This window comes from Sphingopyxis sp. Soil_C_28, assembly GCF_057657055.1.
This window is the reverse complement of sequence record NZ_JBDGJE010000002.1, coordinates 37,011-61,482: the sequence shown is the minus strand read 5'-3', so window position 1 is coordinate 61,482 and position 24,472 is coordinate 37,011. Positions and strand designations below refer to the sequence as shown.

Annotated in this window: 27 protein-coding genes; 15 read left to right on the top strand and 12 right to left on the bottom strand. The window is 64.5% G+C overall.

Annotated elements, in window-relative coordinates:
• Positions 1 to 104: 104 nt before the first annotated feature.
• From AC3A43_RS08395 to AC3A43_RS08355, 9 genes are all read right to left on the bottom strand, one after another.
• The gene (locus AC3A43_RS08395; protein WP_487792103.1) at positions 105 to 770 is read right to left on the bottom strand and encodes a cell wall hydrolase; all 666 of its coding nucleotides are present in this window, start codon (positions 768 to 770) and stop codon (positions 105 to 107) included.
• A gap of 205 nt (positions 771 to 975) precedes the next feature.
• Positions 976 to 1,314 (bottom strand): DUF1491 family protein, encoded by a 339-nt coding sequence (locus tag AC3A43_RS08390; RefSeq protein ID WP_487792102.1) that lies wholly within the window; start codon positions 1,312 to 1,314, stop codon positions 976 to 978.
• 162 nt (positions 1,315 to 1,476) lie between these two features.
• Positions 1,477 to 1,941, bottom strand: coding sequence for a PTS sugar transporter subunit IIA (locus AC3A43_RS08385; protein WP_487792101.1), 465 nt, complete (start codon positions 1,939 to 1,941; stop codon positions 1,477 to 1,479).
• 149 nt (positions 1,942 to 2,090) lie between these two features.
• Positions 2,091 to 2,663, bottom strand: coding sequence for a ribosome hibernation-promoting factor, HPF/YfiA family (gene hpf / locus AC3A43_RS08380; RefSeq protein WP_487792100.1), 573 nt, complete (start codon positions 2,661 to 2,663; stop codon positions 2,091 to 2,093).
• A gap of 46 nt (positions 2,664 to 2,709) precedes the next feature.
• Complete coding sequence (dnaQ, locus tag AC3A43_RS08375) at positions 2,710 to 3,411, bottom strand: DNA polymerase III subunit epsilon (protein ID WP_487792099.1); 702 nt, start codon at positions 3,409 to 3,411, stop codon at positions 2,710 to 2,712.
• A gap of 19 nt (positions 3,412 to 3,430) precedes the next feature.
• A complete protein-coding gene (gene coaE, locus AC3A43_RS08370; RefSeq protein WP_487792098.1) occupies positions 3,431 to 4,054 on the bottom strand; it encodes a dephospho-CoA kinase in 624 nt (207 codons plus the stop codon).
• A gap of 7 nt (positions 4,055 to 4,061) precedes the next feature.
• Positions 4,062 to 4,880, bottom strand: coding sequence for a shikimate dehydrogenase (aroE, locus tag AC3A43_RS08365; RefSeq protein WP_487792097.1), 819 nt, complete (start codon positions 4,878 to 4,880; stop codon positions 4,062 to 4,064).
• Positions 4,877 to 5,473, bottom strand: a complete 597-nt coding sequence (locus tag AC3A43_RS08360; protein ID WP_487792096.1) for a Maf family protein — start codon at positions 5,471 to 5,473, stop codon at positions 4,877 to 4,879. The genes aroE and AC3A43_RS08360 overlap by 4 nt, the downstream gene beginning before the upstream one ends.
• The gene (locus tag AC3A43_RS08355; RefSeq protein ID WP_487792095.1) at positions 5,470 to 6,282 is read right to left on the bottom strand and encodes a pyruvate, water dikinase regulatory protein; all 813 of its coding nucleotides are present in this window, start codon (positions 6,280 to 6,282) and stop codon (positions 5,470 to 5,472) included. The genes AC3A43_RS08360 and AC3A43_RS08355 overlap by 4 nt, the downstream gene beginning before the upstream one ends.
• A 347-nt stretch (positions 6,283 to 6,629) precedes the next feature.
• Here AC3A43_RS08355 and hemE point away from each other — a divergent pair, with 347 nt between their 5' ends.
• The 6 genes from hemE to AC3A43_RS08325 all read left to right on the top strand — a co-directional run bounded on the left by hemE (position 6,630) and on the right by AC3A43_RS08325 (position 11,046).
• Positions 6,630 to 7,658 (top strand): uroporphyrinogen decarboxylase, encoded by a 1,029-nt coding sequence (gene hemE, locus AC3A43_RS08350; RefSeq protein WP_487792094.1) that lies wholly within the window; start codon positions 6,630 to 6,632, stop codon positions 7,656 to 7,658.
• A gap of 3 nt (positions 7,659 to 7,661) precedes the next feature.
• Positions 7,662 to 8,108 (top strand): CopD family protein, encoded by a 447-nt coding sequence (locus AC3A43_RS08345; protein ID WP_487792093.1) that lies wholly within the window; start codon positions 7,662 to 7,664, stop codon positions 8,106 to 8,108.
• A 195-nt stretch (positions 8,109 to 8,303) separates the two neighbouring features.
• Entirely contained in the window at positions 8,304 to 9,560 is a 1,257-nt protein-coding gene (rho, locus tag AC3A43_RS08340) for a transcription termination factor Rho (RefSeq protein WP_487792092.1), read from the top strand.
• A 9-nt stretch (positions 9,561 to 9,569) separates the two neighbouring features.
• Positions 9,570 to 9,863 carry an antibiotic biosynthesis monooxygenase family protein gene (locus AC3A43_RS08335; RefSeq protein ID WP_487792091.1) on the top strand — a complete coding sequence of 98 codons (294 nt, stop codon included), beginning with the start codon at positions 9,570 to 9,572 and terminating at the stop codon, positions 9,861 to 9,863.
• A 59-nt stretch (positions 9,864 to 9,922) separates the two neighbouring features.
• Positions 9,923 to 10,585, top strand: coding sequence for a TerC family protein (locus AC3A43_RS08330; protein ID WP_487793026.1), 663 nt, complete (start codon positions 9,923 to 9,925; stop codon positions 10,583 to 10,585).
• A gap of 74 nt (positions 10,586 to 10,659) precedes the next feature.
• Positions 10,660 to 11,046, top strand: a complete 387-nt coding sequence (locus tag AC3A43_RS08325; protein WP_487792090.1) for a DUF1489 family protein — start codon at positions 10,660 to 10,662, stop codon at positions 11,044 to 11,046.
• Here AC3A43_RS08325 and AC3A43_RS08320 read toward each other — a convergent pair.
• From AC3A43_RS08320 to AC3A43_RS08310, 3 genes are read right to left on the bottom strand one after another with little or no spacing between them, the layout of a single operon-like run.
• Positions 11,043 to 12,632, bottom strand: a complete 1,590-nt coding sequence (locus AC3A43_RS08320) for an FMN-binding glutamate synthase family protein (RefSeq protein ID WP_487792089.1) — start codon at positions 12,630 to 12,632, stop codon at positions 11,043 to 11,045. The two genes, AC3A43_RS08325 and AC3A43_RS08320, sit on opposite strands and share 4 nt — an antisense overlap.
• A 3-nt stretch (positions 12,633 to 12,635) precedes the next feature.
• A complete protein-coding gene (locus tag AC3A43_RS08315) occupies positions 12,636 to 13,034 on the bottom strand; it encodes a nuclear transport factor 2 family protein (RefSeq protein ID WP_487792088.1) in 399 nt (132 codons plus the stop codon).
• Positions 13,031 to 13,729, bottom strand: coding sequence for a dienelactone hydrolase family protein (locus AC3A43_RS08310; RefSeq protein WP_487792087.1), 699 nt, complete (start codon positions 13,727 to 13,729; stop codon positions 13,031 to 13,033). Before AC3A43_RS08310 ends, AC3A43_RS08315 begins: the two co-directional genes overlap by 4 nt.
• 105 nt (positions 13,730 to 13,834) lie before the next feature.
• Here AC3A43_RS08310 and AC3A43_RS08305 point away from each other — a divergent pair, with 105 nt between their 5' ends.
• The 9 genes from AC3A43_RS08305 to AC3A43_RS08265 all read left to right on the top strand — a co-directional run bounded on the left by AC3A43_RS08305 (position 13,835) and on the right by AC3A43_RS08265 (position 24,432).
• A complete protein-coding gene (locus tag AC3A43_RS08305; RefSeq protein ID WP_487792086.1) occupies positions 13,835 to 14,134 on the top strand; it encodes a DUF6489 family protein in 300 nt (99 codons plus the stop codon).
• Between the two features lie 8 nt (positions 14,135 to 14,142).
• Positions 14,143 to 15,462: a tRNA uridine-5-carboxymethylaminomethyl(34) synthesis GTPase MnmE gene (gene mnmE / locus AC3A43_RS08300; RefSeq protein WP_487793025.1), complete on the top strand. Its 1,320-nt coding sequence runs from the start codon at positions 14,143 to 14,145 to the stop codon at positions 15,460 to 15,462.
• 76 nt (positions 15,463 to 15,538) lie between these two features.
• Entirely contained in the window at positions 15,539 to 17,401 is a 1,863-nt protein-coding gene (gene mnmG, locus AC3A43_RS08295; protein ID WP_487792085.1) for a tRNA uridine-5-carboxymethylaminomethyl(34) synthesis enzyme MnmG, read from the top strand.
• Positions 17,402 to 17,434: 33 nt separating this feature from the next.
• Positions 17,435 to 18,094 (top strand): 16S rRNA (guanine(527)-N(7))-methyltransferase RsmG, encoded by a 660-nt coding sequence (gene rsmG, locus AC3A43_RS08290; RefSeq protein WP_487792084.1) that lies wholly within the window; start codon positions 17,435 to 17,437, stop codon positions 18,092 to 18,094.
• Positions 18,091 to 18,873, top strand: coding sequence for a ParA family protein (locus AC3A43_RS08285; RefSeq protein WP_487792083.1), 783 nt, complete (start codon positions 18,091 to 18,093; stop codon positions 18,871 to 18,873). The genes rsmG and AC3A43_RS08285 overlap by 4 nt, the downstream gene beginning before the upstream one ends.
• A complete protein-coding gene (locus tag AC3A43_RS08280) occupies positions 18,874 to 19,833 on the top strand; it encodes a ParB/RepB/Spo0J family partition protein (protein WP_487792082.1) in 960 nt (319 codons plus the stop codon).
• A gap of 284 nt (positions 19,834 to 20,117) precedes the next feature.
• On the top strand, positions 20,118 to 20,615 hold the full coding sequence (locus AC3A43_RS08275) for a DUF4402 domain-containing protein (protein WP_487792081.1): 498 nt from the start codon (positions 20,118 to 20,120) through the stop codon (positions 20,613 to 20,615).
• Positions 20,616 to 20,800: 185 nt separating this feature from the next.
• Complete coding sequence (locus AC3A43_RS08270) at positions 20,801 to 21,628, top strand: fimbrial biogenesis chaperone (protein WP_487792080.1); 828 nt, start codon at positions 20,801 to 20,803, stop codon at positions 21,626 to 21,628.
• Positions 21,629 to 21,660: 32 nt separating this feature from the next.
• A complete protein-coding gene (locus tag AC3A43_RS08265) occupies positions 21,661 to 24,432 on the top strand; it encodes an MSCRAMM family protein (RefSeq protein ID WP_487792079.1) in 2,772 nt (923 codons plus the stop codon).
• Positions 24,433 to 24,472: the final 40 nt, after the last annotated feature.

Below are 24,472 nucleotides of genomic sequence, written 5' to 3'. Positions count from 1 at the left end.
CGCGAAGCGAGGGGTGGAGGGGCCACGACGTCGCGCCATTGGCCCCTCCGTCAGCGCTTCGCGCTGCCACCTCCCCATCGCTTCGCGACAGGGAGGATCGAAAATCAACGATAGAAGATGTGGTTGTCGATCTGCGCGATGCGCGTCTTGCGCCAGCCCGGCGAAACATAGCGGGCGTGAAAGAAAAGCGCGCCCGGCGCGTGATTCTTCCAGCTGCCATCGCGGGCGATCTGCGCGATCGCAACCGCGTTGTTCCACTGCGAACCGTTGCGGATGGCGGGCATTTTGCCGCCGCGCACGAAGCTGAACTGGCTCTTCTGATGAACGACACCGCACAGGCTCTTGGGGAAGCGGCCCGACTGGGCGCGGTTCAGCACGACGTGCGCGACCGCGAGCTGGCCGACGAGCGATTCGCCGCGCGATTCGAAATAGACCGCGCCGGCGAGGCAGCGCAGTTCGGGGTCGAGATCGACGGGACGCTGCGTCTCGGAAACGAGTTCGGCGAGCGAGTCCGCGGTTATCTGAGCCGGTTTGGGTTCGGCGACGATATCGTCGTCTTTTTGAATGCTGTCTGCGACGGGCGCCTGGGCCTCGGTCGACAGATCCGCTTTTTCATCGACGACCGGCGCATCGGCGCTCGGCAGGATGATAGCGGGGATATTGGCGTCGGCGGCAAGATCGCTTGCAAAACCCGGTTCCGCCAAAAGCAGCATGGTGGCGGCAGTCATGCCGACAGCAGCCATGCTGGCCACGTTAAGAATACGACTCATATGGTCCGTCAAAAGTGCGGCCGATGAACCGAGCCTTTTAAAACAGGCTTAAAGGAACAGGTGAGGGGCTATTGGCCCAATATCGCCTGCGGTCATCGTCCGACTGCGTGTCCGAACCGTTTTGCGGGAGCATCAAAGCGATGCAACCCACGGAACGACCTACGCGTTATCGAATGGGCGCCACTTATTGTGCAGCGCAACAGAGTCAAGTTAACGCGGCCCACTCCGCGACGAGTTGTGGCGCATCTGCGATATCCAGTTCAATCAGCCACATATCGGGATCGGCCTTGCGCCGCCGATCCTGATAGGACGCCCGCGATTCACCATCTTTGGGGTCGTTGGGACCGACAGCCTCCCATATATAGTTGCCGTCCGCCGCAAAGCGTCGTTCGAGGAGCGGTCCGGGCTGCCCGCGCTCGCTGCACTGGACGAGGATGATTCCCGATGTGTCGTCGCCTTTGGCGAGCACGGTCGCAAAGCCGCCGGCCGACTCGGTACGGCGCAGCAGCAGATCGACGAGAAACCGGCTTTTAAGGCGCGTCATCAAGTTCCTCCCTGTCACGTAGCGATGGGAGGTGGCAGCGGCAGAGCCGCTGACGGAGGGGCCATGACGCGACGTTGCCGCCCCTCCACCATTCGCGTCGCGAACGGTCCCCCTCCCCATGGCTACGCCACAGAGAGGATCTGATCGATATGCCAGACGCGGTTACGCCGCGTCACGCGTTTCGGTGTCGGCGAGCAGCGCGTAAAGCGCTTCGTCATTCTTGGCACCGCGCAGCCGCTCGGCGATCGCGTCGTTGCGAAGCATGCGCGACACGCCGGCCAGCGCCTTCAGATGATCGGCACCCGCGTCGAGCGGCGAGAGCAGGACGAACAGCAGGTCGACCGGCAGGCCGTCGACCGCGTTGAAATCGATCGGCTTGGAGAGCTGAAGAAACAGGCCCCGGACCCCGCCGAGGTCGGCCATCTTGGCGTGCGGCAGCGCGATCCCGCGACCGAAGCCGGTCGAGCCGAGGCGTTCGCGTTCGAGCAGGGCTTCGCTGACTTCGCCCGCATCGAGGCCGAGCGAACGGCTGGCGAGATCGCCCACAAAGGGAAACAGCGCCTTTTTCGAATCGAGCTGAACGCGCGCGCGCACAGTCGCCGGATAGAGAAGGGAAGAAAGATTCATTGCTCTGGTCAAATCTTGTAAAACGCCGGCCGCCGCCAGAGACTATGCTGGCAAGCGATCACGGATCTGTCGTGGCAGGCCCCCCGCCATCCCGGCTTCGGGCATCGTTGGGCGGGGCCCTTAAGCTGGATGGCGGAGAAAATCCAGCCCTATCGTGGTTCGACCCAGCCGATGGTCCCGTCGTCACGGCGGTAGACCATGTTATGCGTCCCGGTCTTGCTGTTGACGAAGAGCAACGCATTGGTGTTGCGCAAGTCGAGCATCATCACCGCATCGGACACGCTGCTGCTGGGGATATCGACGCGCGTTTCGGCGATGATCGCGGGCGCATCGCCCGCATCCTCTTCGCTGCCGGCGTCGAACACGGTGTAACCCGCATTGTCGTCGATCTCGTCGACCGTCGGCGACGGCTGGGCCACGCCGTTGTTATGGTCCTTCAGGCGGCGCATGTAACGCCGCAGCTGTTTTTCGATCCGTTCGGCCGCGCCTTCGAACGCGACATGTGCGTCCTGCGCCTGGCCATGCCCTTTCAGCACCAGCCCCTGCATCACATGCGCGACGATGTCGCACTGGAAGCTGTCGTGCGGCCCTTTCCCGAAGGTCGCGTGCGCCCCGATCGCTCGCGAGAAATATTTGTCGGCAATCGCGTTCATCCGATCCGACACGTGCGACTGAAGCGCTTCGCCGGTTTCGATCTGGTGGCCAGAGACGCGGATTTCCATTTTTCTTCTCCTTATGGGCCGGTGCGATGACGTTAAGGGAGTGTCATCACACCGTATCGAGCCACAGCGGCTGGGTAAGCCCTGCGACAAATTCGGCATGGCGCGCGAGTTCGGCGGCCGATGCCATATGGGGACGGGGTTCGCGAAAAGGGCGGTTTGTGCCGCGCGATGCGACCGTGTTCGGTGCCGATGTTGCGGCGGTACCCGCAGCCGACGCGGCGAGGCCAAGGCCGATCTGCCGCCCGCCGGTCATTTCGATATAGAGGTGCGCGAGCAGTTCGGCGTCGAGCAGCGCGCCATGTTTGACGCGGTGGCTGCGGTCGATTCCATAGCGCGTGCAAAGCGCATCGAGGCTGTGTTTCGCGCCGGGATGAAGCTTGCGCGCCATCTGCACCGTGCAGCACATGCGCGTCATGTCGAGCGCCGGACGGCCCGCGCGCGCAAGTTCGGCATTGACGAAACCGAAGTCGAACGCCGCATTATGCGCAACAAGTGGCGCATCGCCCAGAAATTCGATCAGTTCGTCGACGCGCGCCGCGAACAGCGGCTTGTCCGACAGGAACTGGATCGACAGGCCATGCACCGCCTCGGCGGCGGCGGGCATATCGCGTTCGGGGTTGAAATAGGCGTGGAAGGTGACGCCCGTCTCGCGGCGGTCGATCAGCTCGACGCACCCGATTTCGACCATCCTGTCCCCGGTCCTGGGATCGAAACCCGTGGTTTCGGTATCGAAAATAATCTCTCGCATCGAAGCTATAATCTGGACCCTATCGAGCGTGGAAACAAGAGGCGATGAAGCTTATCTGACGGTGCGTCTCGCTTTTGGGGCGGCCGGTTTCGATGATGAAATCGGCGCGCGCGCGTTTGACGCGGTCGGGAACCTGCAGGCGGCGGATCGCCTTGAGCTTGGCCGCGGTCATCCCCGGCCGGCGCATCACGCGCTTGCGCTGCATCCATGCGGGTGCCGAGACGACCGCGACAGCGCCGACCTTTCGCCAGCCACCCTTTTCAAACAGCAAAGGGATGTCCAGCACGACGACGTCGCGCGCGCGGTTGCGGGCGAGGAAGCGCCTTTGCGCCTTGCCGACCGCGGGGTGGATGATCGCCTCGAGCGCGGCAAGTTCGTGCCTATTGCCGAGCACCAGCGCGCCGAGTTTCTGGCGATCGACGCCTTTCGGCCCGGTGGTTCCGGGAAAGCGCGCTTCGATCGCGGCGACGAGCGCGCCGCCGGGGCCTTGCAATCGGTGCACTTCGGCATCGGCGTCGAACACCGGGACGCCTTCACGTTCGAACATCGCCGCGGCGGTCGATTTGCCCATGCCGATCGAGCCGGTGAGGCCGAGGATGAAAGGACGGCGGAGCCGCGAGCCGGGACGTTTGGACTGCGTCATTCCCCCATTATCCGGCGACCAGCAGCGCGCGCAGCTCCTCGTCGCGCCCCTCGGGCGGCGTCGCACCGAAGAACAGCTCGAAAGCGAGCGCGGCCTGGCCGATCAGCATGTCGAGCCCGTCGACGGTGTCGAGCCCGCGCGCCTCGGCCGCCTTGAGCAGCCCGGTCTGCAACGGCGAATAGACGAGGTCGTAGACGATCGCATCGCCAGCGAGCGGCGACAGGTCGAGGTCAAGCGGCGGCTGGCCCTTCATGCCGAGGCTGCTCGAATTGACGAGCAACGATACCGGTGGGAGTTGCGCATCGAGGCCAAGAACGTCGCCCTTGAGGCCGAAGGTCGCGAGCAGGCCCATCGCTTTGAGCGGGCTGCGGTTGAGGATCGTCACCGGGCCAACATGCGCGCGCGCCAGCGCAAACAGCACCGCGCGCGCCGCGCCGCCCGCGCCGATCACGGCGACGGGTGCACCCTCCAGATCGAGTTCGGCGAGCGGCGAGTAGAAGCCCGCGGCGTCGGTGTTGGTGCCGATCAGCGATCCGTCGGGCTGACGCACCACCGTGTTCATCGCGCCGATCGTACCGCGGATGTCGCCGGGGTCGTCGACGAGATCCATCACGGCGCCCTTGTGCGGCATCGTGACGTTGCAGCCGCGCCAGTCGGAATCGGTGCGCCGCTCCGCAATATAGGCGGTGAGATCTTCGGGCTTGATGTGGGCGCGGCGATAATCACCCGGCAATCCGAGCGCTTCGAGCCAGAATTTGTGAATCAGCGGCGATTTCGACTGGGCGATCGGGTCACCGATCACTTCGGCATAGGGCGTCGCGCTCATGATGGAGCCAGTCCGGTGGTGCGCAGCCACGCGAGCAAGGGAAGCATCGGCATACCGATGATCGTCCAGGGATCGCCCTCGACCTTTTCGAACAATTGCACGCCCGCCCCCTCGATTTCGTAACATCCCACGGTCCAGCGAATGCTGTCCCATTCGCGCGCGACATAGTCGGCGATGAAGGCGTCCGACAAGGGGCGCATCCAGAGCTTTGCCTCGCCGATCGCGCGCCACACGGGCACGCCGTCGCGCGCGGCGACCGCGGCGCTGAACAGGCGGTGACGCGTACCCGCCATAAGGCGGAGATGATCGGCGGCGTCTTCGGGACTTTCGGGTTTCGAAAGCATCGATCCGTCGTCGAGCGCGAGCGTGGAATCGGCGCCGATCACCGTCACACCCGGCAGCCGCGACGAGATTTTGACGGCTTTGGCTTCGGCGAGCGCGTCGGCGATGTTGCGCGGCGTCTGGCCCGCGGCGAGCAGCGAAGCGGTGAGCGCCTCTTCATCGACATGCGCCGCGCTGGTGTCGAATTCGAGACCCGCGGCGCGGAGCATCGCGGCGCGGCCGCTGCTTTGCGAGGCGAGCAGGAGGGTCATGCCGCGCTGCGGTCTTCGACGAGCTTGATCACCGCGGCGGCGGTTTCCTCGATCGAGCGGCGCGTGACGTCGATCACCGGCCAGCCGTTGTCGGCGAACATCCGCCGCGCATAAGCCAGCTCGGCCTTCACGCGCTCGTCGTCGACATAGGCTGTTTCGGGCGCCTGATTGAGCGAGAGCAGCCGGTTGCGCCGCACCTGGACCAGCCGGTCGAGCCCGGTAGTGAGCCCGACGACCATCGGGCGCCGCAAAGTGAACAGCGCGTTCGGCGGCGGCGATTCGGGGACGATCGGGATGTTCGCGGTCTTGAACCCGCGGTTGGCGAGATAGATGCTCGTCGGGGTCTTCGACGTGCGCGAGACGCCCGCGAGAACGATGTCGGCCTGTTCCCAATTTTCCCAGCCGATGCCATCGTCGTGCGCGACGGTGAACTGGATCGCATCGACCCGCGCGAAATAAGCGGCATCGAGCTGATGCTGGCGGCCGGGACGCGCCTTTGCCTCTTGCCCGAGCATCCGCGACAAGGCGTCGGTGACCGCATCGAGCGCGGCGACGGTAGGCAGGTTGAGCGCCGTCGCACGGCGTTCGAGGCTGACGCGCAGCTCGCCGTTGACGAGGGTGAAGAGGATCATGCCGGGGCTTGCCTGCACTTCGGCCATGATCCGGTCGAGATGCGATTCCGATCGCACCATCGGCCAGAAATGGCGCACGACCTCGACATCGTCGAACTGCGCGATCGCCGCCTTGGCAATATTTTCGAGTGTCTCGCCCGTGGAGTCGGATATGAGATGAAGGTGGAGCCGGCCCATCGCGGCACCATGGCGGGAAACCGCCGAAAAAGGCAATGCCGGATCATCTCCGGGGTGACAAAAAGCCCCTGTGGATAAGTTCTGGAGAAGCATGGGGAGGAAATATGGATGGTGAATTCGTCCCCGGCGCTGCCGATTTCGCTCGCCGACTTGTCCACACAGGATGAATCTTATCCACAGGCTGTGAATAGCGGGGGAAAGGCTTTGCGACTCCCCGGCTGGTGGTGGACCCCATGGAGTCAAGCTGTTGGCAAAAAGGACGCCGCCGCCTAAAGCGCGGTTGTCCGCCGACCAACAAACCACCACAATCATATTTAAATATATATGAAGAGAGAAAGAGGGGCCGCGTGAAGGCGTCACCGAAGAACCTGCTGGCAACGCTGCGCGGGGCGCGGCAGGAGCGCCCACCCCTCTGGCTGATGCGCCAGGCCGGACGCTATTTGCCCGAGTATCGCGCCCTTCGCGAAACCAAAGGGGGTTTCCTCGAGCTATGCTACGACCCCGAAGCCGCGGCCGAAGTGACGTTGCAGCCGATCCGGCGCTTCGGGTTCGACGGGTCGATCCTGTTTTCCGACATTCTCGTCATCCCGCACGCGCTCGGCCAGCATTTGTGGTTCGAAGCCGGCGAAGGGCCGCGGCTGGCACCGCCACTCGTCGATAGCGCGCTGGCGTCGCTCGAGGCGGCGCCGGAGCGGCTCGAGCCGATCTATAAGACCGTCGCGCGGGTCGCAGCCTCGTTGCCGACCCAAACGACCTTCCTGGGCTTTGCAGGGAGCCCGTGGACGGTCGCGACCTATATGGTGGCAGGGCAGGGGTCGAAGGATCAGGCCGCCGCCAGACGCCTCGCATATGGCGATCCTGCGGCATTCCAGGCGATCATCGACGCGATCGTCGACCTGACAATCACCTATCTGTCGGGTCAGATAGAACATGGCGTCGAGGCGGTGCAATTGTTCGACAGCTGGGCGGGCAGCCTGTCACCCGCACAATATGAGCAATGGGTGATCGCACCGAACGCCGCGATCGTGCGCCGATTGAAGGCGCTGCATCCCGATACGCCGATTATCGGCTTTCCAAAGGGGGCCGGCGGCAAGCTGCGCGCCTATGCCGACGAAACCGGCGTCGATGCGATCGGGCTCGACGAGACTGTCGATCCGGATTGGGCCGATGCCATCCTGCCATCGCATCTGCCGGTGCAGGGCAATCTCGATCCGCTCGCGCTCGTCGCCGGCGGCGCGGCGCTCGATGCTGCGATCGACCGCATCCTTGCGGCCTTCCCGACGCGTCCCCATATCTTCAACCTGGGCCATGGCATCGTGCCCGACACGCCGATTGCGCATGTCGAGCATCTGATCGGGCGCGTTCGCGGCGGATAATTTATGGAACTGGCAGGTTTTCTGGGGGCGACGATGCTTTGGGTCAAAGCGGCGCATATCATTTTCGTGATTTTCCTGATGGCCGGCCTGTTCATGATGCCGCGCTTTTTCGTCTATCACCACCAATGCCCGGTCGGGTCCGACGAGGACAAGAAATGGATCGAGCGCGAGGATCGGCTGCGGCGGATCATTCTGAATCCCGCACTGATCATCGTCTGGATCTTCGGGCTGATGCTCGCCTTCAACGGCGATTATTGGGGCGAGGGCTGGTTCATTGCCAAACTGATCCTTGTACTGGCGCTGTCGGGCTATCATGGCTGGATGATCGGCTATGCAAAAAAGCTCGCGCGCGGGCTTCGGCCGCTGACCGAAAAGCAGCTGCGGATGCTCAACGAGGTCCCCGGGGTCGCCGCGGCGATCATCGTCATCCTCGTCGTGGTTCGCCCCTGAATCCCCATCCTCCGGGCGCTGCCCGATTGACTTGACCCCGGCCCGGTTATAGGGGCCGGTCAACCCCGCCCCGTGCGGGCGGCGCTTTTGGGCGCCGAAGCTATCTGTAACGGTCGTCCCACGGCCGGATAGGCACCGCAGGGTGCATCGATATCGACTGTATTTTTCTCCCCAAATCTATCTTGGAATCCGTCCATGCATCTTAAAGAACTCAAGACCAAAGCCCCCGCCCAGCTTGTCGAAATGGCAGAAGAACTGGGCGTCGAGGGCGCATCGACGCTGCGCAAGCAGGACCTGATGTTCTCGATTCTGAAAGAACTCGCCGAAGAGGGCGAGGAAATCATCGGGTCGGGAACGATCGAGGTTCTCCCGGACTCGTTCGGTTTCCTGCGTTCGTCCGAAGCCAATTATCTGGCCGGTCCCGACGACATCTATGTCTCGCCGAACCAGGTCCGCAAACATGGCCTGCGCACCGGCGACACCGTCGAAGGCGAAATCCGCGCCCCGCGCGACGGCGAGCGTTATTTCGCGCTGACCAAGCTGATCAGCGTCAATTTCGACGATCCCGACGTCGTGCGTCACCGCGTCAATTTCGACAACCTCACGCCGCTCTATCCGAACCAGAAGCTGTCGCTCGACACGATCGACCCGACCGTCAAAGACAAGTCGGCGCGCGTGATCGATCTCGTCAGCCCGCAGGGCAAGGGCCAGCGCGCGCTGATCGTCGCGCCGCCGCGTACGGGTAAAACCGTGCTGCTGCAGAATATCGCCAAGGCGATCACCGACAATCACCCAGAGGTCTACCTCATCGTCCTCCTGGTCGACGAACGTCCCGAAGAAGTCACCGACATGCAGCGCAGCGTGAAGGGCGAGGTTGTCTCCTCGACCTTCGACGAACCCGCGACGCGCCACGTCCAGGTCGCCGAAATGGTGATCGAAAAGGCCAAGCGCCTCGTCGAGCACAAGAAGGATGTCGTCATCCTGCTCGACTCGATCACGCGCCTTGGCCGTGCCTACAACACTGTCGTTCCGTCGTCGGGCAAGGTGCTGACCGGCGGTGTCGACGCCAACGCGCTGCAGCGTCCGAAGCGTTTCTTCGGCGCCGCGCGCAACATCGAAGAAGGCGGTTCGCTGTCGATCATCGCCACCGCGCTGATCGATACCGGCAGCCGCATGGACGAAGTGATCTTCGAAGAATTCAAGGGCACGGGTAACTCGGAAATCGTGCTCGACCGCAAGGTCGCCGACAAGCGCATCTTCCCGTCGCTCGACGTCGGCAAGTCGGGCACGCGCAAGGAAGAATTGCTCGTCGAGAAGGACAAGCTGTCGAAAATGTGGGTGCTGCGCCGCATCCTCATGCAGATGGGCACGATCGACGCGATGGAATTCCTGCTCGACAAGATCAAGGATTCGAAGACCAACGAAGATTTCTTCGACAGCATGAATCAATAAGCCGCCGCGATGGCCGTGATCGAGCATGCGTTGCTTTCCGTGCGTGCGGGCAGCGAAGCGGCGTTCGAGGCGGCCGTCGCCGAGGCGCGGCCGCTGATCGCCGCCTCGCCCGGTTTTATTTCGCTGGAAATTCGTCGCCCGACAGGAACCGGACAGCCTTATCTGCTTTTAGCTGAGTGGCGGTCGGTCGAAGATCATCGCGATGGTTTTCGGCAGTCTGAACGGTATCAGCAGTGGCGGGCGTTGCTGCACCCCTTTTATGACCCTATGCCTGTGGTCAGCTATTTCGGAGAATCGCTGTGATCTTGGAATTTTTGGTGCAAGCCGGAGCCGCGACCGAGGGATTTGGCGGGCCCGCCGGCATGTGGGCGGCGATCGTCAAGGATTTCTCGAACATCACCGAGCCGGCTGCTCTCGCCGCGTTCCTGCAGGTGTTGATGATCGATCTCGTCCTTGCAGGCGACAATGCGATCGTCGTCGGCGCGCTGGCCGCGGGGCTTCCTGCCGATCAGCGCAAGAAAGTCATCCTGATCGGCGTGCTCGCCGCGCTGGTGCTGCGGATCGCCTTCGCGCTTGTCGTGCAGCAGTTGATGGGCATCGTCGGCCTGATCTTTATCGGCGGCATATTGCTCGCCTGGGTGGCGTGGAAAATGTGGCGCGAACTGCGTCACAGCGGCCAGTCGCATGGTTCGCCCGAAATCGAAGGCGACGAACATTCGGGGCTGAAGCCTGCGAAAAGCTTTGCGGGCGCGGCCTGGGCGGTCGCCGTTGCCGACGTGTCGATGAGCCTCGACAATGTGCTCGCTGTCGCCGGCGCGGCGCGCGAGCATCCGGGCATCATGATCGTCGGCCTGATCTTTGCCGTCGCGCTGATGGGCCTCGCGGCGAATATCATTGCCAAATATATCGAGCGTTACCGCTGGATCGCTTACTTCGGCCTTGCGGTGATCGTCTATGTCGCGGTCAAGATGATCTACGAAGGCTGGATCGATCCTGCCGTCGGGATCGGCACCCTGTTCGGCTAAAAGAAAGGCCAGTCCTTCGCGGGGCTGGCTTTTTTCTTTACCGTTCCCATCTCTCTCTCATGCCCGCTCTCCACATGACCCGCGTTGCCGTCGGCTGCGCCGACTATCCGGCGCTGCAGGCGCGGATCGCCAACTATGCGCAAGGCAGCGAGGTTCGTTTCACGACGCGGTTCAAGCCCAAGCGCGCCGACGAACTGATCGGCGGCAAGCTGCATTTCATCGTCAAGCACACGCTCGTCGCGCGCGTCGAGATCTTGCGCTTCGACGATCGCAGCGACGGGCGGATCGACATCGTCTGTGTGGCGGCGCTCGAGCGCATTCATCCGCAGCCGAAACGCGCGCATCAGGGGTGGCGTTATCTGGCAGAAAGCGACGCGCCCAAGGGTGTCGATGAGGGGGATGGTCTCGCCGATCTGCCACCCGAACTCTATCGCGAACTGGCCGAACTCAGCCTGATTTAGCTAGATCGCCGCATCGCCGCGCGGAAGCTGTCGGCGCGTGCCATCGCCCAATAGCGCGCGCCTGCGACCGAATCGGGGTCGTTGAGCAGCACGCCGCGCTCATAGAATTTATAGATGCGGTCGATCGAATCCGATCGCGCCGAGTTGAGGCGCTCGTGGAGGTGGTGCGGCTGGATCTGCCAGGGGGATTCAAGCCCCATCGCGCAGCTGATGTCCCACAGGGCGTTGACCGTTGCCGCCTGGAAACGGCGCACGCGCTCGGCCTTGTCCTCGACCACCAACCCGCGCTGGCGACCGGGATCCTGCGTTGCGACCCCGGTTGGACAATGATCGGTGTGGCATTTGAGCGATTGGACGCAGCCCAAGGTGAACATGAAAGCGCGCGCAGCGTTCGACCAGTCGGCGCCGAGCGCGCAGTTGATCGCGAGTCCCGCGCCCGAATGAACCTTGCCCGACGCCGCGACCTTGATCTCTTCCTTGAGCCCGCAGCCGACGAGCGCGTTGCGCACGAAGATGAGGCCTTCGCGCAATGGCATGCCGACGCTGTTCGAAAATTCGACCGGCGCGGCGCCGGTCCCGCCCTCGGCGCCGTCGACGACGATGAAGTCGAGGCGGATGCCGGTTTCGATCATCGCCTTCATGACGGCATAAATCTCATGCGGCTGGCCGACGCATAATTTGATCCCGACCGGCTTTCCGCCCGACAATTCGCGCAGTTTTGCAGCCCACAGGATCATCTCGATCGGGGTCGAAAAGGCCGAGTGCGATGCGGGCGAGATGCAGTCATGCCCTTCGCGGACGCCGCGCGTTGCGGCGATTTCGGCGCTGACCTTGGGTCCCGGCAGCACGCCGCCATGGCCGGGCTTGGCGCCCTGGCTGAGCTTGATTTCGACCATTTTGATCTGGTCGTCCTGCGCGGTGTCGCGGAAGCGTTCGGGATCGAAGCGCCCGGCGTCGTCGCGGCAGCCGAAATAGCCGCTGCCGAGTTCCCACACGATGTCGCCGCCATGGATGCGGTGATAGGGGCTGAAGCCGCCTTCGCCGGTGTCGTGATAGAAATTGCCCATCTGCGCGCCGCGGTTGAGCGCTTCGATCGCATTGGCGCCGAGCGAGCCGAAGCTCATCGCCGAAATATTGAGCGGCGCCGCGGCATAGGGCCGCGCGCACTGCGGGCCGCCGACCGTCACGCGCTGCGTCCGGTCGGGCTCGGCCGCCGGCGCGATGCTGTGGCTCATCCACTCATATTCGTCCGAATAGACGTCGAGTTCGGTGCCGAACGGATGGCTGTCGAGTTCGCCCTTGGCGCGCGCATAGACGAGATCGCGCTCGGTGCGCGCGAAGGGGCGTCCGTCGAGCGGGCTTTCGACGATATAGGCATGGAGAAAGGGGCGCAGCGCCTCGAACAGCCAGCGGATGCGCGCGATCAGCGGGAAGTTTCGGCGCAGGCTATGGTGGCTCTGGAGTGCGTCGTAGATCGCGAGCAGCAGCAGCGGTGCCCAGAGCAATAAAGTCCAGCGCGCGGGTCCCCACCAGACCGCGAACGCCGCCGCGGCGAGGAGGGTGGGGAAGGCGATCCAGCGAAGCATCGATCAGTTCGCTTGCGTCGCGAGCATTTCGCCCATCTTCTCCCAGACCTTGTTAATCGCCTTGAGCGGCCGAACCATCACTTTGAAATCACTTATCTTTCCGTCTTCGTTCCAGGTGATGATGTCGACGCCGTTGATCTGGATGCCGTCGAGGCTGCTCTGGAACTCGAGCATCGCCTGATCGCCGTCGACGATCTCGCGCAGATAGCGGAAATCGTCGCCGCCGAGGACATGGCTTGCGGCGTGGAGGTAGGCGAAGACCTTGTCACGCCCCGCCTGTGGTGTGTGGACGACGGGCGAATGGAACACCGCGTCGTCGGCAAGCAGGTCGCGCAGCGCGTGCGGGTCGCCGCCGCCCTCCATATAGGCATGCCAGGCGGCGACGCCGGGATGACCGCTCATGCGAGATGCTCGGCGAAGAAGGCGCGGGTGCGGCCGTCGGCAAGCTGGGCGCCTGTTTCGTTGCGGCGATTGCCCATCGTCGCGGCAAATCCATGGTCGAGCCCCTGATAATCGTGGAGGGTCACCTTGGGGTGCGGATCGAGGCCTTCGTGGATCTTCTTTTGTGCGGCATGATCGACCAGATGGTCCTCGGTCGGGATGTGGAGCATCAACGGATGCGCGATGGCGTGGCTTTCGTTCAGCATCTGGTCGATCATCACGCCATAATAGCCGACCGACGCATTCACGTCGGTACGCGCCGCCGCCATATAGGCGAGACGGCCGCCGAGGCAGAAGCCGACCGCGCCGACCTTGGTCGCGCCCTGGTCGTGGAGCCAGCGGATCGCTGCCTCGATATCCTTGACCCCGTCATCGGCGTCATATTGGCCGAAATAGCCGAAGGCCTCCTGAAGCTCCGATTCGATGTCGGGGTTCAGTTCGACCCCCGGAGCGAAACGCCAGAAGATATCGGGCGCGATCGCCAGATAGCCTTCGGCCGCCCAGTCGTCGCATTTTTGCCGGATACCGGCGTTGACCCCGAAAATTTCGGGGATGACGATGATCGCGCGCGAGCTGTCGGCGTCGGGGCGCGCGACATAGGCGGGAATGTCGCCTTCGCTATCGAGCGCGGGGATGGTGAGGTTCGTCGCGGACATTGGGGAGCTCTCCTGACTCTTGCTTCTTGACGGTGAAAGCGCGAAGCTAGCGGGGCTGCGGGCACGGCTCAAGCAGCTTACCGGCATTTCGGGCGGAGACAGGCGATGAAGTTCAATATCGAGATCGATTGCACCCCCGAAGAGGCACGGCGGCTGGTCGGTCTTCCCGATCTCGAGCCGCTGCACGACATCTATCTCGATCGCGTCAAGGAATTGATGGCGAAGGGGATTACCCCCGACATGGTTCAGTCGATGGTCAAGAGCTGGGTCCCGATGGGCGAAAGCGGGCTCGGGCTCGTCCAGTCGCTGCTCGGCCAGTTCGGCGGCGGGTTGATGGGCGGCGCTGCGAAGTCGGCGGACAAGGCCGACGATGACGACAAGCCCGCGCGGGGACGCAAGAGCTGAGCCAAGACATTGTAAACGATACGATCTTTGCGCTGTCGAGCGGGACCCCGCCGGCGGCGATCGGCGTCGTGCGCGTGAGCGGGCCGCAAGCGGGCGCCGCGCTGCGGACGCTGACCGGACGCCTGCCGGCGCCGCGCCGTGCCTCGCTGTCGGAACTCAGGACCATCGATGGCGCGCCGCTCGATCGGGCATTGGTCCTTTGGTTTCCGGGACCGGCGACGGCGACGGGTGAGGATCTGGCCGAGCTGCATTTGCATGGCGGGCGGGCAGTGGTCGCCGCGGTGGAGGCGGCGCTCGGCACGATAGCCGGATTGCGGCCAGCACTGGCCGGAGAATTCACCCGGCGGGCTTTCCTCAATGGCCGGATCGACCTTGCCGAAGCGGAGGGCCTGGCTGACCTGCTCGCGGCAGAGACCGAGAGTCAGCGGGTGCAGGCACTCGGGCTGGCGAACGGTCATGTGTCGCGGGCGGTTGCGGGTTGGCAGGACCGACTGCTGACGCTGATGGCAGAGGCCGAGGCCGAGCTCAATTTTGCCGATGAGGATGATGTCGAGGTTGGCGATGTCGTTTCGCAGCGCCTGATCGCCGGGATGGGTACACTTTCGGCCGAGCTGGGCGAATGGCTGGCGCGGCCGGCGGCCGAGGTGATTGCCGAGGGATTGTCGGTGGTGATCGCGGGCCCACCGAATGCCGGAAAATCTACTTTGATCAATGCCTTGGCGCAGCGCGAGCTGGCGATTGTGTCGCCGGTGGCGGGAACGACGCGCGATGTAATCGAAACACCGCTGGCGCTCGACGGAATCGCGATGCGCTTTTCTGATACGGCGGGACTGCGCGGCGAAGGTGCCGACGTCATTGAGGCGATCGGGATCGATCGCGCGCGCGCCGCAGTCGAGGCGGCGGATATCCTGTTGTGGCTGGGGTTGCCCGGGGAAGCGCCGGATCATCCGCGCACGATCTTGATTGCCGCGCAGGCCGACCGCTGGCGCGATGATGCGGCAGCCGAAGCCGCGGCGGCGCATTGTGACCTGATCCTGTCGGCGGCGACGGGCGAGGGGATGGACAAGCTCCATCGTTATATTGTGGACATGGCGCGGACATTGTTGCCGCGCGAGGGTGAGGCGACGCTGCGTCAGCGCCAGCGCACGGCGCTCGGCGAGGCACGGGATTGGCTGACGATCGCGGCGGGATCGATCGAGACGCGCGACTTGATCCTGCTCGCCGAGCGGCTGCGTCTCGCGGTCGGGGCGCTCGACCGAATCACGGGCCGGGCCGGTGTCGAGGATATGCTCGACACGCTTTTCGCTCGTTTCTGCATCGGGAAATGATGTTCCACGTGAAACATCGTATTGGCCGTAGCATGGTGGATTCGCACGCGGCTTTGCGGTAAGGGCCGCAGCAATCATGCACAGCAGCGATATTTTCGATGTCATCGTCGTCGGCGGTGGCCATGCCGGAACCGAAGCCGCGGCGGCCGCGGCGCGGCTTGGCACGCGCGTGGCGCTCGTGAGCTTTGACCCCGCGCTGATCGGCACGATGTCGTGCAACCCGGCGATCGGCGGGCTCGGCAAAGGTCATTTGATGCGCGAGGTCGATGCGCTCGACGGTTGGATGGCTCGCGCGGCCGACAGCGCGGCGATCCACTACCGGATGCTCAACGCGTCGAAGGGGGCCGCGGTTCAGGGACCGCGCATCCAGGCCGACCGCAAATTGTATCGCGAGGCCATCCAGAAATTGCTGGCGGCGGAAGAGGCGATCACCGTTATTGCCGGCGAAGCTGCGGCGCTGAAATTGTCGGCCGATGGTGCACGCGTCGAAGGACTCGTACTCGGCGATGGATCGACCCTGACGGCATCCGCCGTCGTGCTCGCGACGGGCACATTTCTCGGCGGGCGGATGTTTCGCGGCGAGGAGCGAATGGAGGGCGGGCGCATCGGTGAGGCGGGAGCCCATCGGCTTGCCAACCAGCTCCGCGCCGCCGATCTGCCGATGGCGCGTCTCAAGACCGGAACGCCGCCGCGGCTCGACGGACGTACGATCGACTGGGCGCGGCTCGACGAGCAGCCGTCCGATGGCGAGACCTGGACCTGTTCCACGTGGAACAGCGAACGCACGGTGCCGCAGATTTTCTGTGCGATCACGCGCACCAATGCCGAATCGCACGCGATTATCGCGGCCAATCTCGATCGTTCGCCGTTGTTCACGGGCGCGATCGGAGCGGCGGGGCCGCGGTATTGCCCGTCGATCGAGGACAAGATCCATCGCTTCGCCGACCGCGACGGACATCAGGTGTTTCTCGAACCCGAAGGGCTCGATTCGTTTCTCGTCTATCCGAACGGTATTTCGACCTCGCTCCCGGCAGACGTGCAGCTTGCGATGCTGCGCACGATGGAGGGGCTCGAAACGGTCGAGATGGTCGTTCCCGGCTATGCGGTCGAATATGATCATATCGACCCGCGCGCGCTCGACCGGACCTTGCAGGTACGGGCCATAAGCGGGCTTTGGTGCGCGGGGCAGATCAACGGCACCACGGGTTATGAAGAGGCCGCGGCGCAGGGTCTGATCGCCGGCGCAAACGCCGCACTCGCCGCGCAGGCACGCGACCCGCTGATCCTCGACCGATCCGAATCCTATATCGGCGTGATGGTCGACGATCTGGTGCTGCAGGGGGTGACCGAACCCTATCGCATGCTGACCGCGCGCGCTGAATATCGTCTGCGATTGCGCGCCGACAACGCCGTGTCACGATTGACGCCCAAGGGAATCGCATTGGGGTTGGTGCGGCCCGCGACCGCCACTTTGTTTGCCGCGCGGCAGGCTGAGCGGGCGAAGGCCGAGGCCTTGCTCGACGCGCCCGTCGCGACGGCCGATTATGCGATCGTGGGGCTGGCGCTTCCGGGCGATGGCATCGCGCGCAAGCGGATCGATCTGCTCCGCTATCCCGACATGACCGTGGCCCGGCTCGTCTTGCTCGCACCCGGGCTCAATTCGATCGATCCCGCGATCCTGTCCGAGATCGCCGAAGATGCGCATTATGCGCCCTATATTGCGCGGCAGGACGCCGAGCTGCGCGCGCTCGCGGCGAACGAGTCGATCATGCTCGATCCCGCGCTTGACTATGCCGCAATCGGCGGGCTGTCGCGCGAGATGGTCGAGCGACTGACGAAGGCGCAGCCCGAGACGCTGGGGCAGGCGGCGCGGATCGACGGAGTGACCCCCGCGGCGCTGACGGCGATCATGGTACATAGCAGGCGTCGCGCGGCATGAGCCGATCGATGTTTGAAATCAGAAGGAATGCGCGTGTCGGTTGAACTGCTTGATAATGAGGACGCCGCCCGGGCCTGGATCGGCGAAGCCTTCGCGCCAACCGCCGATCAATGGAAACAACTTGAGCGCTTCGTCGATATGCTGATCGCCGAAAGCGCGCAGCAAAATCTGATCGCGTCCTCGACGATCCCGACGATGTGGGTCCGGCATATTGCCGATAGTGCGCAGCTTTTGTCGTTCGACACACGCGATGGCAATGGCCTCTGGATCGATCTTGGGAGCGGCGCGGGGTTACCCGGAATTGTTGTCGCCATATTGAGCACGCGGCCCGTTATGCTTGTGGAATCGCGAAAACGGCGCTGCGACTTCTTACGAACCGTCGCTGCCGAGCTTCGTCTCGCAAATGTCGAGGTCATGGAAGCGCCCTTGGAACGGATCGAAGCCCGGCCTGCGGCATCGATCAGCGCCCGCGCCTTTGCACCACTCGACAAGCTGCTCGACTTGTCCGCCCGTTTTTCCACCGAATCGACGCACTGGTTGCTGCCAAAAGGCCGAAACGCGGTTAAGGAACTGGCTTTGCTGCCCCAGCCATGGCAGAGAATGTTCCACGTGGAACAGAGCCGTACCGACGCCGAGAGCCAGATTTTGGTCGGGCGCGGAAAAATCACGGTTAAACAGCGAGGAAAGCGATGATCCGCATTGCCGTGGCGAACCAGAAAGGTGGGGTCGGCAAAACGACGACCGCGATCAATCTGGCGACCGCACTCGCTGCAACCGGCTGGAGGACGCTGATCATCGACCTCGATCCGCAGGGGAATGCGTCGACGGGGCTGGGAATCAAGCAATCGCAGCGCGAATGTTCGAGTTACGAATTGCTTCGCGGCGACGCGACGCTTGCTGAATGCGCCATCCCGACCGCGGTGCCGCGGCTCGACATCGTCACCGCAACGGTCGACCTGTCGGGCGCCGAGATCGAGCTGATCGAATTTCAGGACCGGCTGCACCGTCTGCAACAGGCGCTGTCGGGTGCCGAGGCCGGACAGTGGGATATTTGCCTGATCGACTGTCCGCCGTCGCTCGGCATGCTGACGCTCAACGCGCTGATCGCCGCCGAATCGCTGATCGTGCCGCTGCAATGCGAATTTTTTGCGCTCGAGGGGCTGAGCCAGCTGCTCACCACGGTCGAGCGCGTGCGCGAGCGCTTCAACCAGAAATTGTCGATCCTCGGCGTTGCGCTCACCATGTTCGACCGTCGCAACCGGCTGACCGACCAGGTTTCGGACGACGTACGCGACGTCCTTGGCCCCGTGGTGTTCGACACGGTGATTCCGCGCAATGTCCGCCTGTCTGAAGCGCCGAGCCATGGCCTGCCCGCGCTGATATATGATCATCGCTGCGCCGGATCGGCGGCCTATATCGCGCTCGCGCGCGAATTGATCGACCGGCTTCCCAACGTCCGTAAGGCGGCATAAATGGCTGATAATCAAGACGAAACCGGATCGGAATCGACTCCCGCGCGCAAGCGTCCGTCGGGACTGGGCCGCGGGCTGAACGCCTTGTTCGGTGACGTTGCGGTCGAAGCGCCGGTACTGGCGTCGCCGGGCGCTGCGGCAAAGGTGGCGCCGGTTTCGGGCGACGCGGTCCAACATGTCGGGGTCGGGTCGATCCGCCCTCTGCCCGGCCAGCCGCGCCGCCATTTCGATGAAAATGCGATTGCCGAACTGGCCGATTCGATCGGGCTGCGCGGTTTGCTGCAGCCGATCATCGTGCGCCGGTCGCCCGATGGCGATGGATATCAGCTCGTCGCCGGCGAACGCCGGTGGCGCGCGGCGCAGCGTGCGGGGCTCCACCAGATTCCCGCGCTCGTTCGCGAACTCGATGACGCCGCGACGTACGAGATCGCGCTGGTCGAGAATATCCAGCGGCAGGATCTCAATGCGATCGAAGAAGCGGGCGCCTATCGCCGGCTGATCGATGATTTCGGCCACAATCAGGAGGCGCTGGCGAAGCTGGTCGGCAAATCGCGCAGCCATGTCGCGAACCTGATGCGCCTGCTCGAACTCCCCGAGGGTGTGCAGGCGCTGGTCGGCGACGGGTCGCTTGCGATGGGGCATGCGCGCGCGTTGATCGGTGCTCCGGATGCCGAAGCGATCGCGCGCCGGGTCGCGAAAGAAGGCCTGTCGGTCCGCGCGGTCGAGGCGCTGGTCCGCGACGGCAAGGGCGGCGGTCGCAAGGCGCCACTCGAATATAAGAGCGCCGACGGTGGGCGCGACCCCGATATCGTCGCGGTCGAGCGCCATCTGTCCGAACTGCTCGGCATTGGTGTCGCGATTCAATATACCGGCGGCGGCAAGGGGGCGCTGACGCTGAAATTCGGGTCGCTCGACCAGCTGGATATGATCTGCCAGCGCCTCTCCGGCGAATCGATCTGATCGATTCCCTCGATCGGCGATGCAAATCGATCTCCGCACGCCTTTAATTGTGCCAGTCCGGGCCGTTAAAGAAGGACGGACGGGCCTCACGGCCGCCGCCATGTCACGCTAAAGCGTTGATTTTACCCGGTTACCATGCGTAGCGCGGGCCAATCCTTATTGCGCTGTTAACCAAGCTTGCTGGCAAAACCTGAACAGGTCTCGCCCTAAACAGGTCGGCGAATGGGGTGGGATATCCATTCGAAATTCGACTGCAAGTCTTAGAATTCAAGGGACCAAAACTTATGCGCAAATTTGGAATGAAGCGCGCCCTTCTGGGTGCCGCAATTGCTGCCCTCGCCATGAACGCCCCGGCGGCCCATGCGGCGTCGGCGACGGGTACGGCGAAAGCCAAGATCCTGCGTCAGATCACGCTCACCAACACCAGTGACCTGCAATATGCGACGATCATCAGCGGCGCGACCGCATCGACCGTTGCCGTGTCGACCGCCGGTACCCGGACCTGCGGCGCGAGCCTGACCTGCACCGGTACGGCGACCTCGGCCAACTTCAACGTTGCCGGCACCGACGGTGCTGTGGTGCTGGTCGGCGGCGATTCGAGCGTCACGCTCAATGGTTCGCTCGGCGGCACGATGGCGTCGACGCTGACCTATTCGTCGCCGACGATCACGCTGGGCGCCACCGGCGGCAGCTTCCAGGTCGGCGGCACGCTGAGCGTCGGCGCCAACCAGGCATCGGGCGACTATACCGGCACGTTCAACGTCACCGCCAATTATCAATAAGGCGGGGACCTGGCGGGCCGAGACCCGCCAGCGGTAAAATTGAGGTCGCCGGGCGCTCGTCCGGCGACCTCTTTTTTGCAATCGGCCTCTATGGTTAGCGAAATATCAACCATGTTGGCGCAGGCAGGATGCGACCATCGGGACGGTGTGGGCCGTGCCGGAAAACGATTGTGGGGATCGTATCCATGTTACGCTTTTTGAAGGCATTTTGCCTGTTTACCGCGGCTGCGTCCGGCGCGGTCGCTTTGCCCGCCATGGCGGCGGGCGACCTGCTCGTTGCGCCGACGCGCGTCATCCTCGACGGATCGCGCGGGACCGAAGTGGTTCTCAACAATATCGGTGCCGAACCGGCGACCTATCGCATCAGCCTCGAGATCAAGCGCATGACCGCCGAGGGCGGGCTCGACGAGATCGCCGAGGAGGATGCCCGGCCCGCCGAGCGAACCGCGCTCGACATGATCGCGTTCAGTCCGCGCCGCGTCACGCTGCCGCCCAACCAGCCGCAGGTCGTGCGTGTCGGGGTCCGCGTCCCCGAAGGAACGGCGCCGGGCGAATATCGCGCGCATATGCTGTTTCGCGCGGTCCCCGATGCGACTGCGGCGGCGACCGGTGACGCGAAGCCGGCGGGCGAGGGCGTGTCGATCGCGCTGACGCCGATCTATGGGATCACCATCCCGGTGATCGTGCGGGTCGGCGATCTGGGCGCCGAGGCGGCGATCGGCGAGGCGTGGGTCAGCGAGACCCGCGACGGCCCGGCGTTCAATTTCGACCTTTCGCGCACCGGAAACCGTTCGGTCTATGGCGATATCGAGGTCACGCGGCCGGGGACCGCCGAACCGTTGCTCGTCGCGCGCGGCATCGCGGTCTATCCCGAAGTCGGCGCGCGCAAGGTTTCGCTGCGCGTTCCGGGCGAACTCGCGGCGAAGCTGAAGGGGCCGGTGCGCATCCGCTATACCGAGGACCGCGAAATCGGCGGCGGCACGATCGACGAAGCCGAGCGGGTGGTGAAATGACGGCGTAAGGCCGGAGCGAAGCGGGCGGGACGATGATCCGCGCGGCGCTTTCCCGATGGAAACCGGCGATATTGGCCGGACTGGCGCTGGTGGGGATGGTCCCTGCCGGCGCCGCGGCCGTTGAGAAAAAGCCGGTGTCGATCGCGGCCGACATGTGGGCGCCGAACGAGGACGACAGCTGGCTGTTCGATGTGCGTTCGGGGCAGTACAGGCTGGGCGACGGGGTGCGCGGGTACCAGACGCCGCAGGGAATCTGCGTCGATCTGGCCGATGTCGTGCTCGCGCTCGATCTCGCGGTGCGTGTCGACAGGAAGTTGCGCCGCGCAACCGGCTGGGTGTTCGACGAGCGGCGCAGCCTGACGATCGATCGCGATGCGGGCGAAGTCCGCGCGGGCAGCGAGAGCTTTCGGCTGACCCCGGCGATGATCCGCGACACGCCCGCGGGTTGGTGCGTCGATCTGGATAGCCTGAACAAATGGCTGGGCGTGCCGCTGACGGCCGATCTTTCGAACGCGGTGCTGCGTATCGACACGAAGGACAAGTTGCCGTTCCAGCTCGCCGCCGAACGGCGCGCGCGCGCCGCGGGAATTCGTCCGCAAGCCGCCTTCGACCTCGCGAGCCTGCCGCAGGCAAAACGGCCGTATCAGGCGTGGGCGACGCCGTCGGTCGATGTCGTCGCTTCGGCGGGGTTCGTGTCGGACAAGCGCGGCGGATCCTATGTTCAGGCGCGCTACGAGGTGTTTGCTGCGGGCGAGGTGCTGGGGCAGAGTTTCGACGCGCGGCTGTCGTCGGATAATGAGGGTGTGCCCGACAGTTTGCGCATGCGGCTCTATCGCACCGATCCGCAGGGACAGTTGCTCGGGCCGCTGAAGGCGACGCATTATGCGGCGGGCGACGTCAGCCTTTTATCGACCGGGATCGTTGCATCGTCGGCGCCGGGGCGCGGCGCGGTGCTGACCAATCGCCCGGTCGAGCGCCCCGACAGTTTCGACAAGACGACTTTCCGCGGCGACCTGCCCGCCGGCTGGGATGCCGAACTTTATCGCAACGGGCAATTGCTCGCCTTCACCAGCCCGAACGGCGACGGGCGGTATGAATTCATCGACGTGCCGCTGCAATATGGATCGAACCGCTTCGAGATCGTGCTCTATGGCCCGCAGGGACAGATTCGCCGCGAAATCAAGCAGGTGCAGGTGGGGATGGATTCGATCCCGCCGCAGCAGACCTGGTATTGGGCGGGTTTCGCGCAGGAAAATGCCGACCTTATCGAATTCGGTAACCCGCGGCGCGGGGCGTTCCGGCGCGGCTGGCGCGGGACGATGGGAATCGAGCGCGGGCTGGGCACACGAACGTCCGCAGCGGCCTATCTTCACAGCCTGATGATCGAGAATGTCCGGTACAATTACGGCGAGGCGGCGGTGCGCCGGTCGATCGGGCCGACCTTGCTCGAGGTCGGGGGCTCTTATGCCGACAATGGTAGCGGCGCGGCGCGCGCGAGCTGGCTGGCGGCGTTCGGCGAAACCTATGTGCGCGCCGATGCGATGCGCGGCTGGGGCGGCTTCGTGTCCGATCGTTTCATCAACGGTATCCACGGCCTCTATTCGATCTCGGTCGACCAGTCGGTGAAGCTGGGGCAGACGGTGCTGCCGCTGCATTTCGACGTGCGGCAGGTCGAGCGGCGCTCGGGAATCGAAAGCCTCGAGGCGAGCGCACGGGCGTCGGCGAGCTTTCGGGCGCTGACCTTCACCGGCCAGCTCGACTGGAGCCGGACGAAGGTGCCCATCGGCCCCGATCCGCCCGACAATCTGACCGCCAGCCTGCTCGCCAATGCCCGGATCGGGCGCGTCCGCCTGCGCGGTGAGGCGCGCTTTGCGCTGTCGGGCGACAATAGCGACACGCGCATGGCGGTAATCGGCGAATGGGCGGGGAAGGGTGATGCCGAATGGCGGGCCGAAGTCGGTTACGATCGCGGGCTCGATCGCGCGCGTGCGGGCGTCGGATATACACGCCGTTTCAACAAGTTGCAGCTGACGGGGTTCGGCGAAGTGGCGAGTGACGGGTCGGTCGCGGCGTCGCTCGTGCTTGCGTTCAGCTTTGGGCCGAAATCAAATGGCGGCTGGCGCGTGTCGAGCGAAAAGCTCGCGAGCCGCGGCCAGGTGATCGCCGATGTGTGGATGGACGACAATGGCGACGGCATCCGCCAGCCCGGCGAAGCCGCGCTTCCGGATGTGCCGCTGACCGCGGGCAACGCTTATGTCGAGGCCGCGACCGATAAGGATGGCCGGGGGACGATCGACGGCCTCGAGCCGTTCCGCCCGGTGATGATCGGCATCGACGCCGGCAGCCTGCCCGACCCCTATGTCCAGCCGGCGCTGCCCGGCGTCGTTGTGTCGCCGCGGCCGGGGGTCGCGACGCGCATCGCGTTGCCGATGGTGGCGGCGGGCGAGATCGAGGGGATTGCCCGGCGCGACGGCGGCAATGTGATCGAGGGGCTCGGCGTCGAACTGATCGATGCCGAAGGACGCGTCCGCGCGACGACGATCACCGAGTTCGACGGATATTTCCTGTTCGAAGGCGTCGCCTATGGCCGCTACACGGTGCGGCTGGGCAAGGCATCGGCAGCGGCATTGCGGCTGGACGGCGGTTTTGCGATTGCCGCGGTGCCGGGCAAGGCGACCCCGCGGGTGCGGCTCGGCACGCTGGCGTTGAAGCCGCTGCGGCGCGATGTCGCGGTGCAGGGCGAGCCGTCGGCGGGCAGTAACAGCGCGCGCGGACCACCCGGCGCGGGAGATGGTGCGCGATAGAGACCATTAGGCCGCGTTGGGGTGGGAACCAGTCGTTCCG